The 18,353-nt window shown below is 68.3% G+C and carries 11 protein-coding genes; 9 read left to right on the top strand and 2 right to left on the bottom strand.

All coding sequences use genetic code 11. From position 1 onward, the window contains the following. Positions 1 to 36: 36 nt before the first annotated feature. Together H7U20_RS27525 and H7U20_RS27520 are read left to right on the top strand one after the other, a co-directional pair. Positions 37 to 1,515, top strand: a complete 1,479-nt coding sequence (locus tag H7U20_RS27525) for a GGDEF domain-containing protein (RefSeq protein ID WP_199762328.1) — start codon at positions 37 to 39, stop codon at positions 1,513 to 1,515. 273 nt (positions 1,516 to 1,788) lie between these two features. Continuing rightward, on the top strand, positions 1,789 to 3,450 hold the full coding sequence (locus H7U20_RS27520; protein WP_199762327.1) for a SulP family inorganic anion transporter: 1,662 nt from the start codon (positions 1,789 to 1,791) through the stop codon (positions 3,448 to 3,450). Positions 3,451 to 3,583: 133 nt separating this feature from the next. On the opposite strand, the gene H7U20_RS27515 is transcribed toward H7U20_RS27520, so the two are convergent. Continuing rightward, positions 3,584 to 4,222: a CHRD domain-containing protein gene (locus H7U20_RS27515; RefSeq protein ID WP_199762326.1), complete on the bottom strand. Its 639-nt coding sequence runs from the start codon at positions 4,220 to 4,222 to the stop codon at positions 3,584 to 3,586. 190 nt (positions 4,223 to 4,412) lie between these two features. Between H7U20_RS27515 and H7U20_RS27510 the strand changes: the two genes are divergently transcribed. The 7 genes from H7U20_RS27510 to H7U20_RS27480 all read left to right on the top strand — a co-directional run bounded on the left by H7U20_RS27510 (position 4,413) and on the right by H7U20_RS27480 (position 17,362). Further along, the gene (locus H7U20_RS27510; RefSeq protein WP_199762325.1) at positions 4,413 to 7,019 is read left to right on the top strand and encodes an ATP-binding protein; all 2,607 of its coding nucleotides are present in this window, start codon (positions 4,413 to 4,415) and stop codon (positions 7,017 to 7,019) included. Between the two features lie 102 nt (positions 7,020 to 7,121). After that, positions 7,122 to 9,332, top strand: a complete 2,211-nt coding sequence (locus H7U20_RS27505) for a two-component system response regulator (protein WP_199762324.1) — start codon at positions 7,122 to 7,124, stop codon at positions 9,330 to 9,332. Positions 9,333 to 9,393: 61 nt separating this feature from the next. Continuing rightward, on the top strand, positions 9,394 to 11,169 hold the full coding sequence (locus tag H7U20_RS27500) for a DUF885 domain-containing protein (protein ID WP_199762323.1): 1,776 nt from the start codon (positions 9,394 to 9,396) through the stop codon (positions 11,167 to 11,169). Between the two features lie 135 nt (positions 11,170 to 11,304). Next, positions 11,305 to 12,945 carry a DUF945 family protein gene (locus H7U20_RS27495; RefSeq protein ID WP_199762322.1) on the top strand — a complete coding sequence of 547 codons (1,641 nt, stop codon included), beginning with the start codon at positions 11,305 to 11,307 and terminating at the stop codon, positions 12,943 to 12,945. 439 nt (positions 12,946 to 13,384) lie between these two features. Then, the gene (locus H7U20_RS27490; protein ID WP_199762321.1) at positions 13,385 to 14,689 is read left to right on the top strand and encodes a DUF945 family protein; all 1,305 of its coding nucleotides are present in this window, start codon (positions 13,385 to 13,387) and stop codon (positions 14,687 to 14,689) included. Positions 14,690 to 15,301: 612 nt separating this feature from the next. After that, positions 15,302 to 16,297, top strand: coding sequence for a L,D-transpeptidase family protein (locus H7U20_RS27485; protein WP_233411137.1), 996 nt, complete (start codon positions 15,302 to 15,304; stop codon positions 16,295 to 16,297). Positions 16,298 to 16,474: 177 nt separating this feature from the next. After that, positions 16,475 to 17,362, top strand: coding sequence for a dienelactone hydrolase family protein (locus H7U20_RS27480; protein WP_199762320.1), 888 nt, complete (start codon positions 16,475 to 16,477; stop codon positions 17,360 to 17,362). Between the two features lie 4 nt (positions 17,363 to 17,366). Here the strand turns inward: H7U20_RS27480 and H7U20_RS27475 are convergent, their stop codons facing one another. Then, a complete protein-coding gene (locus H7U20_RS27475) occupies positions 17,367 to 18,320 on the bottom strand; it encodes an N-acetylmuramoyl-L-alanine amidase-like domain-containing protein (protein ID WP_199762319.1) in 954 nt (317 codons plus the stop codon). Positions 18,321 to 18,353 lie beyond the last annotated feature (33 nt).

Here is an 18,353-nt window from a genome sequence, read left to right as displayed (position 1 = left end):
TATGCTAACAAAAATGCTAATTGCCGGAGATGAGACATGGTCGATCCCGATAGCCGACGCGACTACGTTGGCTTGTTCCTCAACCTGGCCGGCGAGCGCCGCACGGCGTTCCAGTCGGACTGCGGCGAGATGTTCTCGCGCCTGCTGCTGGCCGACACCGTCGACACGGCCGTGGCCGCCCTGGGGCGGCAGAAGATCGACCTGATGGTGGTCGATCTGAGCGGCTTCGAGGGGCCGCTCGAGCTGGCCGCCGTGGGCACGCTGATCCGTGGCCGCAACGGCGCGCCGACCCTGGTGCTGTGCCCCTACGTGAGCAGCTCCTGGCTGCCAGAGCTGATGGCCTGCGGTCCGCTGCAGTACCGCATCACGCCGGTGCTGGCCGCCGAGACGCAGCAGGCGGTGCGCCAGGCGCTGGCGGCGCCGCTCGACGTCGTCGCCTCGGCCCAGCAGGTGCTGCTCGACAAGGAGAAGGAGCTGCGCGACCTGTTGACCATCCAGCGCAGCCTGCAACGCGCGCTGGGCAGCGTCGACGAGATCGGCGTCATGGCCTCGCAGGTCTGCCTGGCGCTGTGCAGCTTCCCCGGGGTGCGCCACACGGCGCTGCTGCACATGAAGGAGCGCGGCGACCTGCAACTGATGGCGCAGGAGTCGCGCAACCACCTCGACATCGGCCGCCTGATGGAGCGGCGCGACCGCCTGCTGCAGTCGCCGCTGCGCGAGATCTTCCCGCCGCTGCTGGCCGTGGCGACGGGCGAGATGGTGCTGCTGGACGCGCCGGAGAAGGCCGGCGACCCGGAACTGGCGCTCAGCCTGCACGACCGCGATGTGCAGATGGTGTTGGCGTTGCCGCTGCGCAACGAGCCCGGCGGCCCGGTGCTGGGCGCCATCAGCTTCATGTTCGACCGCCACCTGCAGTTTTCGCGCGAGCAGTTCGCCTGCTTCGCCAGCCTGGCGCAGTTCGTCAGCTTCGCGCTGGGCATGAGCGAGCTGAAGCATCAGAACGACGCGCTGGCCGGCAAGTTGACGCAGATGAGCACGGTCGACGCGCTGACCGGCGCGGCCAACCGGCGCAAGGGCGAGGAGATCCTCGACGGCGAGATCCGCCGCGCCCGCCGCTACGGCCTGTCGCTGGCGGCGATCTCCTTCGACATCGACAACTTCCGCTCCGTCAACGACCTGTACGGTTATCCGATCGGCGACCAGGCGCTGCGCGTGGTGGCCGGCACCGTCTCGGCCCGGCTGCGCACCTCGGACACCCTGGCGCGCATGCGCGGCGAGGAGTTCATGATCGTCGCCACCCACACCAGCGCGGTCGACGCGCTGAAGCTGGCCGAGAAGCTGCGCGCCACCATCGCCGACACCGAGCTGCCCGGCTGCGACACCGTCACCATCAGCCTGGCGGTGGCGCAGGTGGCGCCGGAGGAGGGCGTCAGCGCCGTGCTGGAGCGGCTCGACGCCGCGCTGCACCGCGCCAAGCGCTCCGGCCGCAACTGCGTCGAGCTGGCGATGCCCTAGCGGCGCACCGGCGTCGGTTGGTGTCGTCAAGGCGCCGGTGACGCTGGCCAAGCCCAGCGGCAAAGAGCCGGGGTCAGACCCGCCGGGTCTGACCCCAGGTGTCGCCTCGGGGTTTAGCACGCCGCCACGCGAGGCATCGCGCTCCAAGCCAGCGCGCCCCCCACATCGACTTGGGCCTTGCCCGGGACCGCCCCGCGGCGCAACATCGTCATGTCTAGACCAGTTCGCTCCGATGGCGTAGGCTGGCGGTATTTTTAGCGTCATGGATTCAAAATGTTGCAATGGTTAAGGCAATACCGGCGCGCCCAGCTGCCCGGCGACATCAGCGCCGGCGTGGTGGTGGCGATGATGATGATCCCGCAGGGCATGGCCTACGCCATCGTCGCCGGCCTGCCGCCGGTGGCCGGCATCTACGCCAGCATCCTGCCGCCGCTGGTCTACGCGCTGTTCGGCAGCAGCATGACGCAGTCGGTCGGGCCGATGGCCATCGTCTCCTTGATGACGGCGGCGGTGATCGCGCCGCTGGCGGCGGCCGGCTCCGGCCTGTACACGGTGCTGGCGGCCCAGCTGGCGCTGGTGGCCGGCGCCGTGCTGCTGCTGTGCGGCGCGCTGCGCATGGGCTTCCTGGCCAACTTCTTTTCGCGTCCGGTGATGAGCGGCTTCACCTTCGGCTCGGCCATCGTCATCGCCCTCGGCCAGTTGCACGCGCTGCTCGGCGCCGACGTGCTGCATGCTTGGCCGCATCCGCAAGTCCACCTGCCCAGCGCGCTGCTGGGCGGCGCCTCGCTGCTGGCGCTGGTGCTGGCCAAGCGTTACATGGCGGCGCTGCTGCGCCGCTGCGGCATGCCGGCGACGGCCGCCGAGATCGCCGCGCGGCTGGCGCCGATGCTGGTGGTGCTGGCCGCCACCGCGCTGATGGCCTGGTCCGACCTGCCGGCGCGCGGCGTGCGCCTGACCGGCGGCGTGCCGGCCGGCCTGCCGGGCTTGAATCTGGCGATCTCGTCGGCGCACTGGAAGCCGTTGTTGCAGCCCGGCCTGCTGATCGGCTTCATCGTTTTCCTGATGAGCATGTCGGCGGCGCAGACGCTGGCGCTCAAGCGCAACGAAAAGCTGCTCAGCAACCACGAGCTGGTCGGCCTGGGCGCGGCCAACGTCGCCAGCGCGCTGAGCGGCGGCTTCCCCGTCACCGGCAGCATCTCGCGCTCGGCCGTCAACTTCGCCGCCGGCGCCAACACGCCGCTGGCCAGCGTGCTCACCTCGCTGCTGCTGGCCGGCGCGCTGGTGGCGCCGACCGGCTGGCTGGCGCTGTTGCCGCTGCCGACGCTGGCGGCCACCATCATCGTCGCCGTGCTCGGCATGCTGGAATTCGACACCCTGCGCCTGGCCTGGCGTTACGACCGCGGCGACGCCGCCGCCTGGCTGGCCAGCGGCGTCGGCGTGCTGGCGCTGGGCGTCGAGGCCGGCGTGGTGATCGGCGTGGCGCTGTCGATGGGCACCTTGATCTGGCGCGCCAGCCGGCCGCACATCGCGGTGCTGGGCCGCATCGCCGGCAGCGAGCACTTCCGCAACATCGAGCGCTATCCGGCCGAGACCCAGCCCGGGCTGCTGGTGCTGCGGGTCGACGCCAACCTGTTCTTCGGCAACGCCGAGGCGGTCAGCGAGCGGGTCGAGGAGGAGTTGCGCGGCCATCCCGGCGCGCGCCATTTGGTGTTGGTGATGTCGGCGGTCAGCTCGATCGACACCACGGCGCTGTTCGCGCTGGGCGAGCTGAACGAGAATTTGAAGCGGCGCGGCATCGGCCTGCATCTGGCCGAGGTGAAGGGGCCGGTGCTGGACCGGCTGCGCCACAGCGAGCTGCTGGCGCGGCTGAACGGCCGGCTGTTCCTCAGCACGGCGATGGCTTGCGACGAGTTGCAGCGCTTGGTGGCGGAGTGATTGCTCGGCTGACGAGCGGCCATCAAAACCACCCAACGGCGCAGAGCCGGGGTCAGACCCCGCGGGTCTGACCCCAGATTGCGCCTGTGGGTTTCTCGACTGAATCGGTGTTTTTTTCCACCGTGCGCGCCGTTTAGCCGCTTGCGGCGGTGACGGCGCGCCGCCGGCTCCAGCCCAGCGCGGCCAGGCCGATGCCGAACAGGGCCGGCACGCCCGGTTCGGGGATCTGTTGCGGCACGAGGAAGCCGCGGATCTCGCCGGCCGGGAACAGGCTGGTGTGGATGTTGAAGTAGGCGCTGTGGTCGGCCAAGCCGGCCAGCAGGGCGTGGCGGGCGTTGCCGACGCCGCCCTGGGCGGTGACGAAGGCCGGGTTGTAGTTGTGCGCCAGGTCGAGGTCGAAATCGGCGGCGTAGCTGCCCAGCGTGACGCCGCCGGGGAAGCCGGGGAAGCTGGGCAGCGGCGTGGCGACGCCGGCGTTGCCGGCCAGCGGGGCCGCCGTGCAGCAGTGGATGTGGGCGGCGCCGGTGGTCCCCAGCAGGCCGGCGAAGCTCACTTCGAGGTACATGTTGTCGGTCAGGTCGTCGATCACCAGCAGCACATTGCCGCTGCCCGGCGAGGCGTTGGCCGGCACTTCGTTGGCGCCGGCCAGCACGGCGCTATAGGTCAGCAGGTTGGCGCCGGCCGGCGCGGCGCACAGCAAGGCGGCGCAGGCCAGGGCGAGGCCGGCTCCGAGTGGGCGGAACGGGCGGGCGGGGTGGGCGGGGCGGTTCATGGCGGTCTCCTGGTGGGTTGTGGCTGAGCCTGCCGCAAGCGAAAAGCGCGCCAGCGCCGCCAAGCCCGGGCGGCGGGCGGCGCTGGCCGCCGTTTGTCAAGGGCGCCGACAGGGTTGTCGCCGGATAATCCTCCCGGGCAACAATTAATTGGACTTGCCCGGCAATAGAACCTATGATTTGGGCAAGAACATGGATCATCCGGCAACCCACCTGAAACGGCCCACCATATTGAACCCGCCCGCTAGCCGTTCCGGCCGCATTTCCATCGCGCTGTTCGTCAGCGTCGCCTTGACCGCCGTGGTGACGGTGGTGCTGACCACGTTCGCCCTGTATTTCTACGATCTGGAGAAGGCGCAGCGCTGGCAGCAGCTGCACAAGACGCTGTCGACCAGCGCCGACGAGCTGGCCGTGGCGGTGGCGCTGCCGGCCTGGAACTTCGACGAGACGCAGATCGTCACCATCATGAAGAGCGGCTTGAGCAACCGCGACCTGCACGCCAGCGTGGTGCAGCCGACCTCCAGCAAGCATCCCTATATCCTGGCCCGCAACCCCGCCGGCCAGCTGCTGGCCACCGAGACCCTGCCGGCCGGCGACGAGCTGCTGGTCGAGACGCGGCCGATCAACGCCGGCGGCCAGAACATCGGCAGCATCAGCGTCTACGCCTCGCCGGCGGTGCTGCTCGAGCAGCTGCGCCAGCGCCTGTACGCCATCGGCGGCATGATCCTGGTGCTCGACCTGACACTGGTGCTCAGCCTGTACCTGCTGCTGTGGCAGTTGATCCTCAAGCCGCTGACCACCATCGGCCGCTACGCCGCCAACGTCAAGGTCGGCCTGAACCCGGGCGCGCCGCCGCCGCGCGACTGGTTCTTCGGCGAGCTGAAGACCTTGAACGCCTCGATCCACGAGATGGTGGCGCTGCTCGACAGCCGCTACGTCGCCATGCACGCCAGCGAGGAGCGGCTGCAGATCGCCAGCAGCGCGGCGGCGATCGGCATCTGGGACTGGAACATCCTCAGCGGCGAGGTGGTGTGGGACGAGCAGATGTACCGCCTCTACGGCCGCGAGGGCCAGCGGGTCGACAAGCCGTTCGAGGTGTTCGTGCAGATGGTCCACCCGGACGACATGATTCCCTCGCGCGCCCAGCTGGAGCAGGCGCTGGCCGGCGACGGCGAGTTCGACATCGAGTTCCGCATCATCTGGGACGACGCCAGCGTCCACTTCATCAAGGCCGACGCGATGACCTTCCGCGACGGCGAGGGGCGGCCGGTGCGCATGGTCGGCGTCAACTACGACATCACCGCGCACAAGGTGGCCGAGCAGGAGCTGCGGCGCCACCGCATCCACCTCGAGGAACTGGTGGCCGAGCGCACCGCGGCGCTGTCGGTGGCGGTGCTGCAGGCGCAGGCGGCCAACCAGGCCAAGAGCATCTTCCTGGCGAATATGAGCCATGAGCTGCGCACCCCGCTCAATTCGGTGATCGGCTTTTCGCGCCTGATGGCCGACTCGAAGAACATGCTGCCCGACGAGAAGCGCAACCTGGCCATCATCCACCGCTCGGGCCACCACCTGCTGACGCTGATCAACGACATCCTCGAACTGTCCAAGGTCGAGGCCGGGCGCGCCGTGCTGCAGACCGAGGTGGTCAGCCTGGCCGAGATGATGCAGGAGGTGATGGACATGGTCAGCATGCGCGCCGGCCAGAGCGGCGTCGAGCTGGTGCTCGACTGCGCCGGCATGCCGGCCGGCGCCCGCGTCGACGGCACCAAGCTGCGCCAGGTGCTGCTCAACCTGATGTCGAACGCGGTCAAGTTCACCGAGCGGGGCAGCGTCACGCTGCGGGTGCGCGGCGCCAAGCGCGGCGCCCATTGCGAGCTCAGTTGCGCCGTGCTCGACACCGGTCCCGGCATCGCCGCCGAGGACCAGCAGCGCATCTTCGACCCCTTCATCCAGGCCGGCAGCGGCGGCGCGCGCGAGGGCACCGGCCTGGGCCTGACCATCTCGCGCGAGTTCGTCGCGCTGATGGGCGGCCAGTTGACGGTGCAGTCCACGCTCGGCTGCGGCGCCTGCTTCCAGTTTTCCATTCCGGTCGAGGTGGCCAGCAGCCTGCCGCTCGAAGCGGGCAGCGAGGTGGCGGCGTTGGTGCCGGAGCAGCGCGGCCGGCGCATCCTGGTGGTCGACGACAACGCCGACGGCTGCGCCCTGTTGACCAGCCTGCTCGGCCCGCTCGGCTTCGAGCTGCGCAGCGCCGCCGACGGCCTGCAGGCGCTGGCCCAGATCGAGCAATGGCAGCCCGAGTTGGTGTTCATGGATTGGCGCATGCCCGAGCTGGACGGCCTGGCGGCGACCCGGCGGGTGCGCGCCAACCAGGCCATCGTCCAGCCGCGCATCGTCATGCTGACCGCCTCGGCCTTCGCCGAGGAGCGCGAGGAGGCGTTGCAGGCCGGCGCCGACGATTTCATGCGCAAGCCGGTCGAGCAGGAGGCCTTGTACCTGCTGCTGGAACAGCAGCTCGGCCTGCATTTCCTGCGCCGCCCCAGCCACGCCGTCGCGCTGCCCGGCGGGCCGCTGTCGCGCGCCGACCTGGAGCCGCTGCCGGCGGCCCTGCGCGCCAGCCTGCGCGGCGCCGTGCAGGAGCTGAACCTGGCCCGCGTCGCGCTGCTGCTCGAACCGCTGCCGCCGGAGCTGGCCGGGCTGGTCGGCCGCATCGAGCACATGGTGCGGCTGCACCAGTACCCGCAGTTGTGCGCGTTGCTGGAGGACGCCGGGCCGGCGCCGGCCGCGCGGCTGAGCGCTTGAGCGCTTGAGGGCGGGCCGCCGGGCGCGGCTGGGTATATGATATGCGGCTAAGCGGGATTGAAATCGGCAGTTTGAATCGAATTTAGGCAGAAAGAGCGCTACATGCATCGGGATTTGTCGGAACAACACACCAAGGGCGAAGTGCTGATCGTCGAGGACACGCCGGCCTCGCTCAAGCTGTTGAGCGATCTGCTGACCGAGGTGGGCTACTACGTGCGGCAGGCGCCGAACGGCGAGCTGGCGCTGTGGACGGCGCAATCGCGCCCGCCCGAGCTGATCCTGCTCGACATCCGCATGCCCGGCATCGACGGCTTCGAGGTGTGCCGCCGCCTCAAGGAGTCCGACTCGGCCGAGCTGCGCCAGGTGCCGGTGATCTTCCTGTCGGCCCAGCACGACACCGACGACAAGGTGCGCGGCTTCGCGCTGGGTGCCGTCGACTTCATCCCCAAGCCTTTCCAGACCGAGGAGATCCTGGCCCGCACCGACGCCCACGTGCGCCTGGGCCGGGCGCAGAAGGCGCTGGCGGCCGAGCGCGAGCTGCTCGAACAGCGCGTCGCCGAGCGCACCGCCGAGCTGGCCGAGCTGGCCGCCTCGCTGGCGCAGGAGGTCGAGCGGCGTCGCGCCAACGAGGAGTTCCTGCGCCTGGCCAGCCAGGTGTTCGAGGCGACCCAGGATGCCATCGTCATCACCGACACGGCCGGCGTCATCGCCGCCAGCAACCCGGCCTTCACCCGCATCTCCGGCTACAGCGCGGCCGAGGTGGTGGGGCAGAGCGTGCGTCAGTTGCACGCCGGCGAACAGAACGCGGCGGCGCTGCAACTGCTGCAGCAGGCGCTGTGGAGCACGGCGCACTGGTCGGGCGAGATCCTGGCGCGGCGCAAGAACGGCGACACCTACCCCGGCCTGCTCAGCGTCTCCTGCGTCAAGGACGCCGCCGGCGCGGTGGTCAACTACGTCGCCGTGTTCATGGACATCACCGAGCGCAAGGCCGAGCAGCACCTGATCGATTTCCTCTCCAACCACGACGCCCTGACCGGCCTGCCCAACCGCCTGCTGGCGCGCCAGCGCTTCGAGCACACCATGGCGGCGGCGCGCCGCGAGGGCCAGTGCGTGGCGGTGATGTGCCTCGACCTGGACCGCTTCAAGAGCATCAACGACTCCTTCGGCCCGCAGGTCGGCGACCGCGCGCTGCAGGTGGTGGCGCGCTTCCTCAGCCAGACGGTGGGCGAGGGCGACACCGTCACCCGCCAGGGCGGCGACGAGTTCCAGATCATCCTGCAGGACGACGTCCAGCTGGGCCGCACCCTGGCGCTGGCGCAGCGGGTGCTGGCCGGCCTGCGCACCGAGCTGGCCATCGACGGCCAGCAGATCGCGCTGACGTCGAGCATCGGCATCGCCGTCAGCCCGAGCGACGGGGTCGACCTCGACGAGTTGGTGCGCAACGCCGACACGGCGCTGTTCCGCGCCAAGGAGACCGGGCGCGACAACTACGCCTTCTTCACCGAGCGGATGGACGCCGAGATCCGCGACAAGCTGGCGATCCAGGCGCAGCTGCGCGGCGCCATCGCGCGCGACGAATTCGAGGTGCACTACCAGCCGCAGATGTGCCTGCGCACCGGCGTCATGCTGGGCGCCGAGGCGCTGCTGCGCTGGGACAACGCGGTGCTGGGCAAGGTGCCGCCCAACCGCTTCATCCCGCTGGCCGAGGAGTACGGCATGGTCAACGCCATCGGCGAGTGGGTGCTGGAGAGCGTCTGCGCGCAGATCAAGCTGTGGCACGACGAGGGCCTGGGCGACATCAAGGTGGCCGTCAACCTGTCGGCCGGCCAGTTCGGCCACGACAACACGGTGGCCTTCGTCGAGGCCACGCTGCGCCACTTCGGCATCGCGCCGGCCAACCTGGGCCTGGAGATCACCGAAGGCACGGTGATGGGCGACCCGGACAAGGCGGTGGCCGCGCTCAAGCGGCTCAAGGACATCGGCGTGTCGATCTCGCTGGACGACTTCGGCACCGGCTACTCCAGCCTGGGCTACCTGAAGCGCTTCCCGATCGATGTGCTGAAGATCGACAAGTCCTTCGTCGACGACGTCACCACCAACGCCAACGACGCCGCCATCGCGCTGTCGGTGATCTCGCTGGCGCACAACCTGAACCTGCGCGTGATCGCCGAGGGCGTCGAGACGCGCGCGCAGGTCGACTTCCTGGCCGAGCGCGGCTGCGACGAGATGCAGGGCTATTACTTCAGCCGCCCGCTCGCCGCGCCGGCCTTCACCGCGCTGCTGCGCCAACCGCGCAACCTGCTCGCCCCGTAGACGGCGGCGCGTGCCACCGCAGCGCCCGCCGTCGTCGTTCGTTGTCACCCACAGGAGAACTATGGAAAAGAAGTTAGCCGTCGCCCTTGCCGGCGCATGCATGTTGTTCGCCGCCAGCGCCCCGGCGCGGTCGGCCGCCACCACCCAGGGCGCCGGCCGGGCCGACGCCCAGTTCAAGGCGATCTACACGCAGGAATGGAAATGGCGGCTGAGCCAGCACCTTGAGGACGAGGAGGACGACGACAACGGCATCCGGCCCGACCTGCCGCACGTCGACCCGGCCACCCAGCAGGCCCGCCTGGTCTACTGGCAGGGCGTGTTGAAGCGGCTCGACGGCATCAAGCCGGCCAGCCTGTCGGCCGCCGAGCGCGTCAACTACGCCGTCTACCGCGCGCAGATCGCCGTGTTCGTCGCCGACCAACGCTTCCGCGAGTTCGAGAAGCCGCTCAACGCCGACTCGGCCTTCTGGTCGAACATGGCCGACGAGGCGCGCAAGCACTTCAGCAAGGCCGCCGAGTACCGCGATTACATCAAGCAGTTGGCCGACGTGCCGCGCTACTTCGGCGAGGAGACGGCGAATATGCGCGCCGGCCTGAAGCGCGGCTTCACGCCGCCGAAGGTGACGCTGACCGGGCGCGACGCCTCGATCACCTCGGTGACGGAGGCCAAGACGGCGCAGGAGACGGTGTTCTACACGCCGTTCAAGCAGATGCCGGCGACCATTCCGGCGGCCGAGCAGGAGGCGCTGCGCGCCGCCGCCGTCAAGGCGATCGGCGAGTCGGTGCTGCCGGCCTATGGCGCGCTGCTGCGCTTCATGCGCGAGGAGTACGTGCCGCAGGCGAAGGAGGCGCTGGCCGCCGAGACCCTGCCCGACGGCAAGGCCTACTACCAGGCCAAGATCGTCGAGTACACCACCACGGCGCTGAGCGCCGAGCAGATCCACCAGATCGGCCTCGACGAGATGGCCAAGATCCGCGCCGAGATGCAGGACACCATCCGCCAGACCGGCTTCGACGGCGAGCTGCCGGCCTTCCTGCAGTTCCTGCGCACCGACCCGCGCTTCTACGCGCGCACGCCGGAGGAGCTGATGATGCGCGCCGCCCACATCGCCAAGAAGTTCGACGCCAAGGCCGAGCAGTACTTCGGCTATCTGCCACGGCGCCGCTTCGCCATCACGCCGGTGCCGGCCGACCTGGCGCCGTTCTACACCTCGGGCCGGGGCGGGCCGGGCGTCTACCTGGTCAACACCTACAACCTGCCGGCGCGCGCCTTGTACAGCCTGCCGGCGCTGACCTTGCACGAGTCGGCCCCCGGCCACGCCTTCCAGATGCCGGTGGCGCTGGAGCAGAAGGGCCGGCCGCTGTTCCGCCGCGCCTACATCTCGGCCTACGGCGAGGGCTGGGCGCTGTATTCGGAGCGGCTGGGCAGCGAGATGGGGATCTACGAGACGCCGTATGAAACCTTCGGCATGCTCAGCTACCAGGCCTGGCGCGCCTCGCGCCTGGTGGTCGACACCGGCATCCACGCCAAGGGTTGGACGCGGGCCCAGGCGCAGGCCTATTTGCACGACAACACGGCGCTGTCCGAGCACGAGATCGAGACGGAAGTGGACCGCTACATCTCCTGGCCGGGCCAGGCGCTGTCCTACTACCTGGGCGAGATGGCCATCTTCAAGGCGCGCCGCAAGGCCGAGGCGGCGCTGGGCGCCAAGTTCGACATCCGCCACTTCCACGACACCGTGCTGCAACTGGGTTCGGTGCCGTTGCCGGTGCTGGAGGCGCGCATCGACACCTTCATCGCCGAGGGCGGCAAGAGTCCGTATCCCAAGCAGGACTGAGTCGGCGCTCTAGATGGGCTGTATTTAACGCGGATGTGACAATGCGCGTATTTCTTCCCCTGAATAAGTAGCTAGAATCCGCTGCCGCCGCTTTACCGGCGGCAGCTTCTACTTTTCCATTCGAAGGGCATTTTTTTGAAAAAATCATTCCTGTTGGCGGGCGCCCTGAGCGCCGCGCTGGCCAGTTATTCCGCCGTCGGCGCCGCTCCAGTCACCGCGCCGGCCGCGCCGGCCGCCACTGCCGCCACGGCGGCGCCGCCGGCGCCGGCGACTCCGCCGCAATCCGAATTCATCGACGCCATGACGGCCGCCGGCATGGAGTTGCAGGCCGAATTCGGCGCCGACGACGACATGGCCAAGGCGGCCGAGCGCTACCGGCGCTTCGAGTTCACGCCGGCGACCAAGAAGAAGCTGCTGGCCGTGTTCGGTAGCGAGCATCCCTTCGAGCTGAGCAACACGCCGCTGCCGAAGGGCGGCGACCGCACCGTCATGACGCTGCCGGCCCACACCTACCAGTCGCCGGGCGGCAGCAATGTCGAGTGGAGCACCCTGAACATCAGCGCGGTGCGCGACAAGGGCGACAAGAAACGCAGCGTCGCCGGCGAATGGTCGTCGCTGATCGCCGTCGGCCAGGAGCTGACGGTGACGGTGCGCGACATGAGCTATGCCGGCACGCTGACCCGCGGTCCCGGCGACCTGTGGTACGGCAAGCAGCATGGCCGCGTTGGCGGTGTGATGTTCGACAGCATGGCTGGCGCCGGCGGCGCCAACGTCGGCCCGTTCTGGATGCGCGGCATCGATTTTGATTTTGACATGGTGCAGCGCGGCAAGGTCAGCAATATGGCCTACCGTTTTGGCATCGAGTCGCTCAGCGTCGCCGAGCAGCAGATCGACCGCATCAACATGGCCACCCGCGTGCTGAACATGAACACGGCCTCGCTGGCCGAGTTCAACCGCGAGCTCAAAGAGCTGAACAAGCGCAAGTTGCCGGCCACCGAGAAGCAACTGGCCATGCTGGAAGTGATGAAACGCTTCGGCAAGACGTTGATCAAGCAGGGCGCCACGCTGGAGATCGACGACCTGAGCGCCGGCTACAAGGGCAACAAGTTCGCCCTCAAGGGTAGTTTCACCTTCAAACAGGTGGTCGACGCCGACTTCGATGCACCGATCCGCCTGCTGAAGAAGCTGGTGGCGCGCGCCGAGGTCCGCCTGCCGCTGGCGCTGCTCAACGACGTCTCCGCCCAGCTCGCCCGCAAGCAGCTGGCGACGCGCAGCGCCGAGCCGAGCTTTGAAGCCGAGGTGAGCGACGCCGCCAAGAACATCGCCAACGTGGTCATCGGCAAGCTGGTCGGCGAGGGCTATGCCCGCATCGAAAAGGGTGAGCTGCGGTCGGTCGTCGTCTTCAAGGACGGCAAGCTGGTGGTCAACGGCAAGCCGATCACGCTGCCGCTGCTGGACGCCCTGATGGACGGTCCGATCACGCCGGCCAGCGAGTTGCCCGGCAAGTGCCATTGGCCTGAATTCCCGGCCGAGGCGGCCGCCAAAAACCTGACGCTGCAATACGACATCGGCGCCGATGGTCGCGCCGGCAAGATCGTCGTGGTGCAGGGCAGTGGCGTGGCCGACTTCGACGCGGCGGCCATCGCCGGCGTCAAGGCTTGCCAGTGGACGCCGGCCAACAAGGCCGGTAAGGCGATCGGCTCGCCGATGACGCACAACTTCCGCCGCAGCTATCCGGCGCTGCCGCCGGGCGTGTCGGTCGAACGCGCCCAGTAGGCGGCGCTTGGCGGTCAGCGCTGAGCAGTCGACGTTGAGCAGTCGGCGATAAGCAAGCTGCAGTGCAGATCATCCGGGCCGCGCTGCCGGCCCGGATGATCTGGTGATTTCGTCCAGTGTGACAAAGTGTGTATTTCTTTGCGTTAATAACTGGCTACAATCCGCTGCCGCCGGCAAGGCCGGCAGAGGGTCCCTCCCGGACCAGTCCATTGATTACACATCGGAAATCGCCTTGAACAACTCCCTTCTATTCGCGGCCGCCGCCGCAACCCTGCTGAGCGCCCAGGCCGTCGGCGCGGGCACCGTCACGCCAGCCGCCGCGCCGGCTCCAATTTCGACGTCGACGCCGACCGCAGCGCCGGCTACAACGTCGGCCACAGCACCGGCCATAACACCAGCCGCAACACCAGCCATAACACCAGCCGCAACACCGGCCACAATGCCGTCGCTGGTGCTGGCGCCGATCCCGGCGGCGGCCTCTGCGCCTTCTCAACGCAGCCGCTTCGACCATCAAGAGTTGCTCGACACCGTGGCCCTGGTCGCCGACGAATGGCGCGGTCTGGCGGGGCCGGACGACACGCTGGCCAAGGCGGCGGCGAACTATCGGCAGTTCGAGCACGGCGCCGCCACCCGTGGCAAGCTGCAGGCGGTGTTCGACAATCAGCATCCCTTCGAATTCAGCGGCGTTGCCGCCGGCAAGGGCCAGACCCGTTTCCGTTTCGGTTTCCCCGGCCGTGGCTACCTGTCGCCGAGCGGCAGCAATTACAGCTGGTCGGCCTTGAATGTGGAACTGCTGCGCAACAAGGCTGAGACCCGGCAGCGCGGCAGCGGACAATGGAAATTGTTCTCGGTGCTGAACGAGGGCAGCTCCGTGAGCGGCGTCAACATGTCCTACGACAGCAAGCAGACCCGTGCGCCCGGCGGGCTTTGGTACGGCAGCGAGCGCTACCGCGTCGGCACGCTGATGTTCGGCGGCCTGGACGCGCCGCTCACGTCGGCCGAGTCCGCCGCCGGCAAGGTCGAGGGCGGCTCGGCCGCCGCCAGCGCGGCCGAGCAGGGCCATAGCGGCACCATTCAGGGGCTGGAATTGCGTTCGGAGCTGCGCCAGCGCGGCGCCGTCACCGAGTTGCGCTACCAGCTCGCGGCGCAGGCCGTCGTGGTCAAGCCGGGGCCGCCGCCGGTGCGGGATGTCAATCTCAAACTACGCATCCTCAATGTGAACACGGCGGCGCTGGGCGATTTCCGCCGTGGCCTGCACTCGCTGCTGTTCGACAAGCTGTCGGCCGCCGAGCGGGCCGGCCTGATGCAACCCTTGTGGGAGCGCCTGCTCAAGACCACGCTGACGCAGGGCGTGGTGTTCATCGTCGACGAGTTGAGCGCGCGCTACAACGGCAACAAGGCGACGCTGAAGGGGCGCGTCAGCTTCGATCAACTGCGCGAGGAGGACGTGGCAACGCCGGGCGTGTTGCTGCAAAAAATGGTCGCCGAGATCGACCTGCGGGTGCCGGTCGATTTGACGAAGGATCTGGCCTATTTCATGGCGCGCCCGCATTTCAGCGCCGACATGGACGAGAGCAAGCTGCGCGCCAGCAGCGACGGGGTCGCCGCCAAGCTCATCGGCAAGCTGGTCGACGGCGGACTCGCCCGCGTCGACCGCAAGGAGCTGCGCATGGCGATCCAGTTCAAGGGCGGCAAGTTGACCGCCAACGGCAAGCCCTTGTCGCTGGCCGTCTTCAGCGGCTAGGTGGACTGAGCCGCAGTTGAAGCTGGCCTGAGCGGCCTCCTGCAACGCATCGCGCCGCAAGTGCAGGCGCGGTATCGGCCGATGCGAGATAGGGCGCTTGTACTTGATGGCATATTCCCTTGACGGCATACTTAATGGAACGTCGAATCAGCACTAATTCGTCGTTCCCGCGTAGGCGGGAATCCATGCCACGCTAGATAGACTGCGGTGCGTGGGGGAACTCATGCGGTGCATGGGGGGAACTCATGCGGGGCATGGGGGGAACTCATGCGGGGCATGGGTTCCCGCCTGCGCGGGAACGACGGGCGCGAACGTGCCGATTGCGGATCGTTTGTATGACGAGCATTTGCAGTTGCTGAGAAAGAAAGGGCGGATTGGGCGGCGAGCTGGAGATTGTCGCCCGCTTCCCGCATGGCATGGTGAAGATTTTCAATTTCAACGGTATTGACGCGACTCAGCCAGGAACGGTTTGACTGGCCAGCGGCCAGCCGGCGCGTTTTGGCGGCGCTGCAACACCATTTCCCCCGCGCACGATTAAAACCCGCTGTTTGCTGTGCCAAGGGCTAGAATGCGCTTGCAGTTTCTGCCCCCGAAACCAACTTGAGCATTTGTTTGAATTCCTTTTCACTGTTAGGCGGCTTGGCGTTCGCCGCCGTTTGGTCCGGCCAGGTTCTGGCCGCCCCGTCCCCCGCTGCGGCGGACAATTCCCCGCTGACGTTGAACGGCCTGAGCGCCGCCCAGCTGTCCGCCCCCGTCGTGCCCAAGGCCAAGGGCGCCCACGTGCTGCGCGCCCAGGTGCTGCTCGACCGTGCCCACTACGCCTCGGGCGAGATCGACGGCGCTTTCGGCAGCAATCTGCGCCAGGCCATCATCGGCTTCCAGAAGCTCCGGCAATTGCCGTTGAGCGGCGTGGTCGACGCCGCCACCTGGGCGCTGCTGGCGGCCGACCAGGCGCCGATTTTGGCCAGTTACGTGCTGAGCGCGCAGGACATCGCCGGGCCGTATGTGCCGGTGCCGGCCAGCATGGCGGGCAAGAGCAAGCTCAGCGCGCTCGGCTACGCCAGCTTGTTGGAGGCGCTGGGCGAGCGCTTCCATTGCAGTCCGACCCTGCTGCGGCGGCTGAATCCCGGCAAGACGCTGAGCCGGGTCGGCGAGGAAATCCTCGTGCCCAACGTGGCGTCGAGCCCCTTGCCGAAGGCGGCCAAGATTCTGGTCGACAGCGTCGAGGGCACGCTGACCCTGCTCGACGCCAGCGGCACGCCGTTCGCCCAGTTCCCCGCCAGCACCGGCAGCTCGCACGACCCGCTGCCTTTCGGCCAGTGGCAGGTGAGGGCGGTGGCCACGCGGCCGGTCTACCAGTACAACCCCAAGCTGTTCTGGGACGCCAAGCCGGGCGACCTGGCCGCCAAGATCGAGGCCGGACCGAACAATCCGGTGGGCGCGGTGTGGATCGAGCTGAGCAAGCGCCACTACGGCATCCACGGCACGCCGGAGCCGGCCAATATCGGCAAGACGCAGTCGCATGGCTGCATCCGCCTGACCAACTGGGACGCGCTGGCGGTGGCCAAATCGATCAGCGCCGGAGTGGTGGTGTTGCTGCAGGAGTAGGGGCGGCGCGCCCGGCAGGTGTCGCCGGGCGGCGCGCCGCGCTGTTTTGCTTGCGCCGAAACGCGTTTGAATATGCGAAAAGAATCCATCGTCGCGCTGTTTGCGCGCGCCCGCGCTGCGCTACACTGGCGGACGCGCCGCACTGTTTCATCGATCAATTGACGAAAGGATTTCCTTATGCCCCCACGCCAGACCGCCGCCGATTTCGATCCCGAAGTATTGAAACTGTTCGACCAATATGTGCACGGCGGCCTGTCGCGGCGCGGTTTCCTCGCCTCGGCGGGGCAGTACGCGGTGGGTGGGGCGACGGCGGCCGGCCTGCTCGGCGCGCTCAGCCCGAGCTTCGCCGCGCCCATCGTCGACGCGGCCGACAGCCGCATCAAGGCGCGCTTCATCGAGTATCCCTCGCCGCAGGGCAACGGCACGGCGCGCGGCTATCTGGTCGAGCCGGCCAAGGCCAAGGGCAAGCTGCCGCTGGTGCTGGTGGCGCACGAGAATCGCGGCCTCAACCCGCACATCGAGGACATCGCGCGCCGGCTGGCGCTGGACGGCTTCATCGCCTTCGCGCCGGACGCGCTGTTCCCGTTGGGCGGCTATCCGGGCGACGAGGACAAGGCGCGCGCGCTGTTCGGCAAGCTCGACAACAACAAGACGCGCGGCGATTTCGTCGCCGCCGCGCAGTTGCTGGAGAAGCTGCCCGAGGGCAACGGCAAGGTCGGCGTGGTCGGTTTCTGCTACGGCGGCGGCATCGCCAACTATCTGGCCACGCAGCTGCCGGGGCTGGCGGCGGCGGTGCCGTTCTATGGCGCCCAGCCGGCGGCGGCCGACGCGGCGCGCATCAAGGCGCCGCTGCTGATCCACGACGCCGGCAACGACGAGCGCATCCGCGCCGGCTGGCCGGCCTACGAGAAGGCCTTGAAGGAGGCCGGCGCGGCCTACCAGTACTTCGTCTATCCGGGTGTCGAGCACGGTTTCAACAACGACACCACGCCGCGCTTCGACGCCGCCGCCGCCAAGCTGGCCTGGCAGCGCACGGTGGACTTCTTCCACGCCAAGCTGGGCTGAGGCCTCAGGGGCGCGGCTGGGGCAGGGCGGGCGGGACGACGATGGTGTCGTTCAGGCGGAGGAATTTGAAGCCGGCCAGCGTGCGCCCATTCCTGCCCAGGCGCGCGTTCTGTTGTTCGCGCTCGGCGGCGCGGGCGGCGAACTGCTCGAAGCTCTCCTCGCGCACCTGCGGTTCGGCCGAGTTGAGGAACATGCGCTTGCCGTCGGCCGTGGTGACGACCAGGCCGACGTGGGTGGTGAGGTAGGCGCCGTCGCGCAGCGAGACGACGTTGACCATGTCGCCCGGTTCGAGCCGGGCGAGCACGCCATCGATGCGCTCCTTGGGCACGTAGTATTCGGTGCTGAGCTGCACCGGCAGGTTGCTGTCGGTGTGGTGCTGCGTGCGCAGGAAGCGCTGGCGGTCCACCGTCAGTTGATAGCTGGCGGCGAAGTCGCCGGCCAGTTCGCGCGAGACGTCGGTGAGCAGCCAGGCGTTGTTCGGGTTCCAGTCCTGCTCGGTGTAGTGGTTGCGGCTGGCGACGCCGACCACGCCGTCCTTGTAGCGGATGCGCTGCAACATCCAGAAAAATTCCTCCCAGTTGCGCGACAGCGCCATCGCATAAGTGTGTTCGACGAACACCACGCAGTCGCTTTGCACCAGGCTGAACATGGGCAGGGCGTCATGGATTTGATACGGGAACTCGCCCAGCAGGTTCAAGGCGTAGGGCTGGCCGATGTTGCGCCGGCCGATGGCGGCGATGCGCTTGCGTAGGTCGGGCTCGGACTGCTGCATGAGGGCGATGTAGGCGCCGGCTTCGGTCGGCGTCATCTGGAACAGTTTTTTCTGCGGCGCGGGCGGTGTTGGCGGCGGCGTCGTCGTTGTCGTCGTCGTTGTCGTCGTCGTCGTCGGCTGCGCGGCGACGCCGGCGGCCAGCAGGGCCGCCAGCGCGAATGATGTGATCTTGGGTAGGAATTTCATCAATTCAAAAGTCTAAGACTGTACAACAAGCGA

Source organism: Rugamonas violacea (genome assembly GCF_016461825.1).
In the GTDB taxonomy this organism is placed as follows: Bacteria; Pseudomonadota; Gammaproteobacteria; order Burkholderiales; family Burkholderiaceae_D; genus Rugamonas.
This window is presented reverse-complemented; position numbering and strand designations above follow the sequence as displayed.